Source organism: Kocuria sabuli, assembly GCF_040981185.1.
GTDB classification, from domain to species: Bacteria; Actinomycetota; Actinomycetes; order Actinomycetales; family Micrococcaceae; genus Kocuria; species Kocuria sabuli.
Genome location: NZ_JAVHZE010000003.1, coordinates 361,221 through 370,394 on the forward strand (window position 1 = coordinate 361,221; position 9,174 = coordinate 370,394).

The following is a 9,174-nucleotide window of genomic DNA, read 5'->3' on the forward strand; positions in this document are numbered from 1 at the left end:
AGGTCTCAGAGTGCCGCGTCGCGGACCAGCTCACGGGCGTGCTCGCGCGCCGCCGCGGAGTCCTCGTGGCCCGCGAGCATGCGGGCCAGCTCCACGACGCGCTCCTCCTCGTCGAGCACGCGCACGTCGCTGACGGTGGAGTCCTCGCTCTTGGTGACGAGGATGTGCTGGTCCGCGAAGGCGGCCACCTGCGGCAGGTGGGTCACCACGAGCACCTGGACGTGCTGGGCGAGCATCTTCAGCCGGCGTCCGATCTCCACGGCGGCCTTGCCGCCCACGCCCGCGTCCACCTCGTCGAAGACGAACGTGGGCACGGGGTCGACGGCGGCCAGCACCACCTCGATGGCCAGCATGAGCCGGGACAGCTCACCGCCGGAGGCCCCCTTGCCGAGGGGCCGCGGGGCGGCGCCGGCGTGGGGCTCGAGCAGGAACGCGATCTCGTCGCGTCCGTGGGCGGAGAACTCCTCGGTGGGCTCCACCCGGATGACCAGGGAGGCGTTGGGCATCGCCAGGGCCGTGAGCTCCGCGCTGACGGCCTCGGAGAGCCGGTGCGCGGCGCCCTGCCTCCGTTCGGTCATCCGCGCGGCCAGCTCGCTCAGCCCGGTGTGCAGCCGCTCCAGCCGTGCGCGCAGCTCCTGCTCCCGGGCGGGGTCGTCGGTGAGCTCGTCGAGCCGGGCCCGCGAGCGCTCCGCCCACACGAGGACCTCGTCCACGGTGGCGCCGTACTTGCGGGTCAGCCCCTTGAGCTTGGCCCGCCGGGCCTCGACCTCGGCCAGGCGCGCGGGGCCCTCGTCGTCGAGGCCGGAGGCGTAGCCGGAGAGGTCGGCGGCGATGTCGTTGACGAGCACCGCGAGCTCGGCGACCCGCGCGGAGAGCTCCGCGAGGTCCCGGTCGGAGTCCGCCTCCTGGTCCAGCGCCCGGTGCGCCCCGGCGATGAGGGCGATCGCGTCCGCGCTGTCGCCGTCGGCGAACTCCCCGCCGCTCAGGGCCGCGTGCGCGCTGAGGGCCGCGGTGCGCAGCTGCTCCAGGTTGGTGAGCTTCTGGCTCTCCTGGTCGAGCCGCTGGTCCTCCTCCGGCTGGGGGTCCACCGCGTCGATCTCCTCGAGGGCGCCCTGCAGGGTCTGGGCCTCGAGGGCGCGTTCGCGGCCGTGCTCGGTGACCTCCCGCAGCGTCTGCTGCACGGTGCGGTACTCGGCGAGCAGCTCCCGGTAGCGCCGGAGCTCCGCGAACAGCTCCTCCCCCGCGTACTGGTCCAGGGCGTGGCGCTGGGCGGCCGCGGACTTCAGCCGCAGCTGGTCGGACTGCCCGTGCACCGCCACCAGGGTCTGCCCCACGGCGGAGAGCGTGCCCACGGGGGCGGAGCGGCCACCGACGTGGGCCCGGCTGCGGCCCTCCGCGGTCACCGTCCGGGCCACGGTGACGAGCGCCTCGTCCGTGTCCCCGACGGCCTCGACGTCGACGGCTCCGCCGGCGTCCTCCACGAGCGCCGCGGCCGGGTGCCCGGCCGGGACCCGCACGACCGCCTCGGCGACGGCCCGGGGCGCCCCCGAGCGCACCGCCCCGGCGTCGGAGCGGTTGCCCAGCAGCATCCCGAGGGCGGTGACCACCATGGTCTTGCCCGCGCCGGTCTCACCGGAGAGGATGCTCAGCCCCGGCCCGAGGGGCAGCACGGCATCGGTGATGACGCCGAGGTCGTGGATGTGGATCTCCTCGATCATTCAGTCGGCCTCCGCGATCTCGTTCCGTGGCCCGACGGGCGCCGGCTCCGACCCGTGGGGCATCTCGTGCCCCACGGTGGACTTCGGCAGCGGGGCCGGCCGGCCGGCACCGCTGCCGTCGGCGCTGACGGTGGGCAGGACCGCGGTCCGGGCCGCGGTCGCCTCGTGCGAGGGCACGGGACCGCGCCAGCCGGTCGTCGGCAGCTCGAACTTCCGGACGAGCCGCTCGGAGAAGGGGGTGCGGTGCATCCGGGCCAGGTTGACCGCCTTCGGGGAGCGCACCACCTCGATCCGGGATCCGGGCGGCAGCTCGGTGGTGCGCCGCCCGTCGCACCACAGCACGCCGCGGGCGTCCGTGCGGGTGAGGACCTCCACGGCCATCATCGAGTTCGGGGAGATGACGAGGGGCCGGGAGAACAGGGCGTGGGCGCTCAGCGGGACGAGGAGCAGCGCCTCGACCTCCGGCCACACGACGGGACCGCCCGCGGAGAACGCGTAGGCGGTGGAGCCGGTCGGGGTGGCCAGCACCACGCCGTCGCAGCCGAACGTGCTCAGCGGGCGCCGGTCCACCTCGACGACGACCTCGATCATCTTCTCGCGGTCGCCCTTCTCCACCGAGGCCTCGTTCAGGGCCCAGGTGTGCAGGACCTTCTTCTGGTCCTGCCACACGGTGACGTCGATGGTCATCCGCTGCTCGACGGTGTAGCGCCCGTCCACGATCGCCTCGACGGACTCCCTGAGGTCCGAGCGCTCGCTCTCCGCGAGGAAGCCGACGTGGCCCAGGTTCACGCCCAGCAGCGGGGTGTCCATGCTGCGCACCAGTTCCGCGGCGCGCAGGATCGACCCGTCCCCGCCGAGCACCATCACGAGCTCGATCTCCCGCAGGGAGACATCCTCCTCGATGACCTCCACGGGCACGAGGGGCTCCTCGTCCTCCTGGAGCGACTCGAGGTCGTCCCGCGAGATCACCGGCACGAGGCCGGAGTCGTGGAGCTGGCGGCAGGAGTCGCGCGCGGCGTCCTTGGCCTCCTGCCGGCCCATGTGGGCCATGACCAGGATCTTCCTGCTCACAGGATCCCCCCGTTCTCGACTGCTCGGTGCACGCGGGCGTCGTCGGTACCGGGACCGGCCCGTGCTGCGCGCCGTGCCCGGGACCGGGCACCGCTCACCACCCTACGCGAGGGCGGGAACTCTCAGGGGTTCCCCTCCACCTCGTCCCGGCGGCACCACAGGAAGAACTCGTGGTTGCCGTCCTGGCCGGGCAGCGGGCTGCGCTCCCGTCCGAGCACCGTCAGACCGCAGGCCCGTGCGGCGGCGGCCACGGCGTCGACCGCCCGGGCCCGCTCCTCCTCGCTGGTGACCACGCCCGTGCGGGCGAGCCGGTCCGCGCCGACCTCGAACTGCGGCTTGACCATGAGCACGAGATCCCCGCCGGGCACCGTGGCCCCCGCGAGCGGGGCGACGACGAGGGTCAGCGAGATGAAGGAGAGGTCGCACACCGTCAGCTGGGCCGGGCCGCCGATGTCCTCGGGCCGCAGCCAGCGCACGTTCGTGCCCTCGAACACCCGGACCCGGGCGTCATGGCGCAACGAGGGCACGAGCTGGTCGTGGCCGACGTCCACCGCCACCACCTCCCGGGCACCGGCCCGCAGCAGCACGTCGGTGAAGCCGCCCGTCGACGCCCCGGCGTCGAGGCAGCGCCGGCCCGCCACCGTGATGTCCGGGAAGGCCGCCAGCGCACCGGCCAGCTTGTGCCCGGCGCGGCTGACGTAGTCGGGGACCTCCGCCGCCCGGACCTCCAACCGGTCGCCGGCCCCGACGCGGGCGGACGGCTTGGTGGCGGGCTCGCCGTTGACGAGCACCCTGCCCTCCGCGATCCAGCGGGCGGCCACGGTCCGGGAGCGGGCGAGCTCCCGGGCGGTCAGTTCCTGGTCCAGGCGGGCGCTCATGGCGGTCCGCTCGGCCCCTGCCCGCTCGGCCCGGCCCCGGGTCCCCCGCCGGGGGCCGGACCGGCCGGGACGGTCCCGGGCTCGGCGCTGAGCTCGGCGACGAGCACGGCGTGCAGCTCCTCGTAGCGCGCGGGATGCTCGGCCACGGGCAGCACGTCCAGCTCCGCGGCGCGGTCCAGCACGGCGTCCACGCGGGCGTGACCCGTCGGGGGCGCGGGCGGGGACGCCAGGTCCGTGCTCCGCGCCGGGTCGGCGCTCACGCCCCGACCTCCCACTCCAGCTCCGGGGTCACGGGGGCTTCCGCGTCGGGGTGCGCGGCCCACCACGCCCCGCAGGCGGCGCGCCAGGCGTCGAGGTCCTCCCGGTCGCCCTCGACCCGCAGCCGGGAGCCGTCCGTCTCGGCGCACGCGGCTCCGCAGCGCGCCGTGTGACCGCGGTCCGAGGCGGAGACCTCGACGTCCGGATAGGGCTGGAACAGCGCCTCGAGGGTCCCGACGACGTGGTCGGGGCGCTCCGCGCTGCAGGCGGCCAGGATGGTCTCGAGCGTGTCCACGCCGGTGAGGACGGCCACGGTCGCGAACCCCGCGGCGTTGCCGCCCCGGATGTCGGTGTCGAGGCGGTCCCCCAGCACCACGGGCCGCGTGCTGCCCGCCCGCTCGGCCGCCGTGCGGAAGATGGGCGCCTCGGGCTTGCCGGCCACCACGGGCGTCCGCCGGGTGGCGGCGGCGACCGCCGCCACCAGGGTCCCGTTGCCGGGGGCCAGTCCACGCGCCTGCGGGATGGAGAGGTCGGTGTTGGTCGCGACCCACAGCACGGCGGGGTCCGCGAGGGTGAAGGACGCCTCGGCCAGCTGCGCCCAGCCGAGACCGGGATCGAAGCCCTGGATCACGGCCCCGGGCTCCTCGGACTGGGTCCGGACCGGGACCAGGCCCGCGTCCGCGACGACCTCGGCGAGGGCCTCGGACCCCGTGACGAGCACCTTCGTCCCGGCGGGCAGTCGCCGCGCCAGCAGCTCGGCCCCCGCCTGGGCCGAGCTCACGACGCCGTCGGAGCCCGTGGGCACGCCCAGGTCCGTGAGGTGGGCGGCGACCGACGCGACGGAGCGCGAGGCGTTGTTGGTCACATAGACCACGGGCATTCCGTCCGAGGCGATCGTGCGCAGGATCTCCGGGGCTCCCGGGATCGCGTGCGGACCGGCATAGACGACGCCGTCCAGGTCGCTCAGGACGGCGTCGTAGCGGTCGAGGAGCCGCTCAGCCATGCTGGGCACCACGCGCCCCGTCGCCGCCGTCCGAGTCGCCCGGCTCGGCGTCGTCGTCCACGAGGTCCTCGTCGTCGTCCGGGTCGAGGTCCGGCTCGGAGCCGCCCTCGAAGTCGTCGTCCGGGTCGAGGTCCTCCTCCGAGTCGTCGAGCTCCTCGTCGGGTTCCTCGTCGGTGCCTTCGTCGAGCACGGCGTCGGAGTCGCCGTCCGCGTCGTCGGCCGTCTCGTCCAGCGGGCCGGCGTCGGCGGCCGTGGCGGCACCCGCCGCAGCGGTGTCCTCGTCGGACTCCCCGGCGGCGGTCTCCGGCTCGGGCAGGGCGACGCCGGTGGCCGGCGCCTGCTCGGTCTCGTCCTCGTCGTCGAAGTCGACGATCTCGGGCTCGGCGAACTGGCCCGTCCCGAGGGCCGCCTCGGCCACGACGGCCTGCCGGTCCCACGTGAACGCCTCCCGGTCCCGGCCGACTCCCCGCAGGACCTCGGCGTAGGCGCGGAACAGGCGGGGGCTGTAGGCGAAGCCCCGGTTCTTGTCGAGCTGAGGGATGCTCAGCGCGTCGACAGCTCCCTGGGCGTCCCCCTGGTCCCGGCGCATGCCGGCGAGGACGATGGCGAGCTCGACCTGCTCGCTGGAATCCAGGGTGGAGGCCGCCTCGGAGGTCGCGAGCTCGGCGGCCTTGTCCAGGCGCCCGAGAGCGCGTTCGCAGTCGACCATGAGGGGCAGGTGGATCTCGGCGCCGGTCATCCGGCGGAACGTGCGCAGCTCCTTGAGGGCCAGGGCGTAGTCCCCCGCCTCGTACGCCGCGACGCCCGCGGCCTCGCGGACGGCGGCGATGCGGCCGCCGCGGCGGCCGGCGGCCTGTGCGTGCTCGAGGGCGAGCTCCGGGTCGTCCAGCAGGTAGCGCCCGGCCATGACCAGGTGCTTGGCGACGGCCTCGGCGTTGCGGGGCTCGAGGGCGCCCAGCTGGGCACGGGTCGGCTTGTCGAGCTCCCGGCCCGTGACGTCCTCGTCGATCTCGGGAGCAGGGTGCCGGTGGGTGGACATGTCCGTCCGGTCGTCACGGCGGTCGTCACGGCGGTCGTCCCGGCGGCCACGGTAGCCGTCGCCCCGGTCGGGGAACCCGCCACGACGGTCATCGCGGCGGTCACCCTGCCGGTCGTCACGCCGGTCACCACGAGGGGCATACCCACCACGGCGGTCGTCCTGACGATCGTTCCGGCGGTCTCCGCGAGGGGCGTATCCACCCGGGCGGTCGCTCTGCCGGTCGTCCCGGCGCCCACGGAAACCCTCACCGTCCCGGCGCGGACCCCGTTCACCCTGCCGGTCGTCACGCCGGTCACCGCGAGGGGCGTACCCACCACGGCGGTCGTCACCGCGGTCACCCTGGCGGTCGTCGCGGCGGTCTCCGCGAGGGGCGTGTCCACCCGGGCGGTCGCTCTGCCGGTCGTCCCGGCGCCCACGGAAACCCTCACCGTCCCGGCGCGGACCCCGCTCACCCTGGCGGTCGTCGCGGCGGTCACCGCGAGGGGCGTACCCACCCGGGCGGTCGCCCTGGCGGTCGTCCCGGCGCCCACGGAAACCCTCACCGTCCCGGCGCGGACCCCGCTCACCCTGCCGGTCGTCGCGGCGGTCACCACGAGGGGCATACCCACCACGACGGTCGTCACCGCGGTCACCCTGCCGGTCACCACGAGGAGCGTACCCACCACGGCGGTCGCCCTGCCGGTCGTCCCGGCGCCCACGGAAACCCTCACCGTCCCGGCGCGGACCCCGCTCACCCTGCCGGTCGTCGCGGCGGTCACCGCGAGGAGCGTACCCACCACGACGGTCGTCACCGCGGTCACCCTGCCGGTCATCACGCCGGTCACCACGAGGGGCATACCCACCACGACGGTCGTCACCGCGGTCACCCTGCCGGTCATCACGCCGGTCACCGCGAGGAGCGTACCCACCACGGCGGTCGTCACCGCGGTCGTCCTGCCGGTCGTCCCGGCGCCCACGGAAACCCTCACCCGAGCCGCGCCTCTCAGCCGAGTCACGGCCGCGTCCCTGCTCACCGTTCCGCGCGCCGCCACGGGCGTCGCGGGAGTAGCCGGCCCGCCCGTCGTCGCGTCGGCGGGACGACGAATCGGAGCGGTCACCGCCCGCGCCGCTGCCGGACCGGCGGTCGCCGGACTGCCCGCTCCGGCGCTCGTCCCGGGAACCGTGCTGGAAAGAATCGGTCACGTACCGCTCCTCTGTGCCGACGCGCTGCGGGTCGACTCTCGTGGATGTCGGCGGTGACCGGGGAACGGACCGCCATTTTGATCGTCCCCCATTGTATAAGCAGGGTCGGTGGCCGCCCGCCCGATTCGACCGCCCTCCGTCCGCGGCCGATGATTGATCCATGACCAAAAAACCCCTCACGTCCCACCTGTTGGTGCGCGTGCTCCTCGGCATCGTCCTGGGCATCGCGTGCGGGTTGTTCTTCCCCGAACCGCTCGCACGTGTCTTCCTCACGTTCAACGGACTTTTCAGCGCGTTCCTCGGCTTCCTCATCCCGCTGCTGATCGTCGGACTCGTCACTCCGGCCATCGGTGACCTCGGCAGGGGAGCCGGCAGATGGCTCGCTGTCACCGCCGCCATCGCCTATGCCTCCACCGTCCTCTCCGGAGTGCTCGCCTATGTGGTGGCCCGCGGCAGCTACCCGTGGCTGCTCGGCGGGGCGCAGGAGGTCGATGCCCTGGCCAACCCCGAGGACAGCGCGCTCACCGGCTTCTTCGCGCTCGAGATGGAACCCGTCTTCGGCGTGATGACCGCGCTGCTCCTCGCCTTCTGCCTCGGCGTGGGGATCACCCTCATCCCCGGCGACACGCTCCACCGGACCATGGACGACCTGCGCCGGATCATCATGCGGATCGTGGAGCTGGTCATCATCCCGCTGCTGCCCGTCTACATCTTCGGGATGTTCATGAGCCTGACCATGAACGGGCAGATCCTGACGGTCGTCGCGACGTTCTTGAAGGTCGTGGTGCTCGCCGTGGTCCTGTCCGCCGTGCTGCTGAGCCTGCAGTACGTGGTGGCCGGAGCCTACGCCGGCCGCAACCCCGCGGTGCTGGCCAAGAACATGCTCCCGGCGTTCGCCACCGCCCTGGGTACGTCGTCGTCGGCCGCGACGATCCCGGTCACGCTGCGGTGCGCCGAGGCCAACGGCGTCCGCTCGTCCGTGGCCGGTTTCGTCGTCCCGCTCAGTGCCACCATCCACCTCGCCGGCTCCACCATGAAGATCGTGCTGTTCTCCGTGGCGATCATGACGATCACGGGCATGCCGATCGACGACCTCACCTATCTCGGGTTCATCCTCATGCTGGGCGTGACGATGGTCGCGGCACCCGGAGTCCCGGGGGGTGCGATCATGGCGGCCGTGGGAGTGCTGCAGGGCATGCTCGGTTTCGACGAGACGGCGGTGGCCCTGATGATCGCCACATACATCGCCATCGACTCCTTCGGCACGGCGACCAATGTCACCGGGGACGGTGCCATCGCGGTCGTCATGGACAAGCTCATCGGCGATCGTGGGGCGCCGAGCGGTCCGGTTGCGGACGATGTCGAAGTGGTCGGCGGTTCCTCCGCACGGTGACCCTCCGAGCACCGGCTCGACCATGACGACGAAGGCCCGGACCGTGCGGTCGGGGCCTTCGTCGTCATCGCGAACAAGGCATCCGGTGCGGCCTCAGCTCGACACGCTCCAGTACAGTTCCGCGACCATGTCGACCGGAGCGTCGCGCGGGCGTGGCTCGGTCACGTAGACCTCCCCCAGGTGCTCGCCCAGCACCAGGCCTTGGTCCTCGGCCCATCGGGCGAGCTGCTCCCAGGACTCCCCGAGGTCCTCGTAGTTCCCCCGGCGCACGCACGACACCGCCCGTGAGGCCGGCAACTGGCTGATCACCACGGCGCCGGAGAGCCGCGTGTCTCCCCGGACAGGAAAGCCGACCTCCACTTCGGCCGTCTCTCTGGGAGCTCCTCGACAGACCGCCACGGGCGTCCCCCGTGGCATGAGGAAGGGCCCCGCACCGTGTCCGGTGGGGGCCTGTGCGGGACCGGTGGTGCCGGCCGGTGGTGGGTACGGGTCAGGCCCGGCACCGGTGTTGGTGGGGGCCTGTGCCGCGGAATGTGCCCCGCAGGGGCGCTGTGGTGGTGGGGTGGTTAATGTGGGGAGCCCCCGCACCGTGGTGGTGCGGGGGCTCGACCCGTGGTGTGGTCCGGCGGTGT

General features: G+C 73.7%; 9 protein-coding genes. 2 read left to right on the plus strand and 7 right to left on the minus strand.

The window, feature by feature from the left end:
* Positions 1-5: 5 nt before the first annotated feature.
* From recN to RE027_RS05580, 6 genes are all read right to left on the minus strand, one after another.
* Positions 6-1,718, minus strand: coding sequence for a DNA repair protein RecN (gene recN, locus RE027_RS05555; RefSeq protein ID WP_368807242.1), 1,713 nt, complete (start codon positions 1,716-1,718; stop codon positions 6-8).
* On the minus strand, positions 1,719-2,789 hold the full coding sequence (locus RE027_RS05560) for an NAD kinase (RefSeq protein WP_368807243.1): 1,071 nt from the start codon (positions 2,787-2,789) through the stop codon (positions 1,719-1,721).
* Between the two features lie 122 nt (positions 2,790-2,911).
* Positions 2,912-3,667 carry a TlyA family RNA methyltransferase gene (locus RE027_RS05565; protein WP_368807244.1) on the minus strand — a complete coding sequence of 252 codons (756 nt, stop codon included), beginning with the start codon at positions 3,665-3,667 and terminating at the stop codon, positions 2,912-2,914.
* Positions 3,664-3,927, minus strand: a complete 264-nt coding sequence (locus tag RE027_RS05570; protein ID WP_368807245.1) for a hypothetical protein — start codon at positions 3,925-3,927, stop codon at positions 3,664-3,666. Before RE027_RS05570 ends, RE027_RS05565 begins: the two co-directional genes overlap by 4 nt.
* The gene (locus tag RE027_RS05575) at positions 3,924-4,928 is read right to left on the minus strand and encodes an HAD-IIA family hydrolase (protein ID WP_368807246.1); all 1,005 of its coding nucleotides are present in this window, start codon (positions 4,926-4,928) and stop codon (positions 3,924-3,926) included. Before RE027_RS05575 ends, RE027_RS05570 begins: the two co-directional genes overlap by 4 nt.
* Positions 4,921-5,967, minus strand: coding sequence for a hypothetical protein (locus RE027_RS05580; protein ID WP_368807247.1), 1,047 nt, complete (start codon positions 5,965-5,967; stop codon positions 4,921-4,923). The genes RE027_RS05575 and RE027_RS05580 overlap by 8 nt, the downstream gene beginning before the upstream one ends.
* On the opposite strand from RE027_RS05580, the gene RE027_RS05585 reads away from it, so the two are divergent.
* A complete protein-coding gene (locus RE027_RS05585; protein ID WP_368807248.1) occupies positions 5,956-7,206 on the plus strand; it encodes a hypothetical protein in 1,251 nt (416 codons plus the stop codon). The two genes, RE027_RS05580 and RE027_RS05585, sit on opposite strands and share 12 nt — an antisense overlap.
* 103 nt (positions 7,207-7,309) lie before the next feature.
* Positions 7,310-8,542, plus strand: a complete 1,233-nt coding sequence (locus tag RE027_RS05590) for a dicarboxylate/amino acid:cation symporter (RefSeq protein WP_368807249.1) — start codon at positions 7,310-7,312, stop codon at positions 8,540-8,542.
* 93 nt (positions 8,543-8,635) lie between these two features.
* Here the strand turns inward: RE027_RS05590 and RE027_RS05595 are convergent, their stop codons facing one another.
* Complete coding sequence (locus tag RE027_RS05595) at positions 8,636-8,959, minus strand: GyrI-like domain-containing protein (protein WP_368807266.1); 324 nt, start codon at positions 8,957-8,959, stop codon at positions 8,636-8,638.
* Positions 8,960-9,174 lie beyond the last annotated feature (215 nt).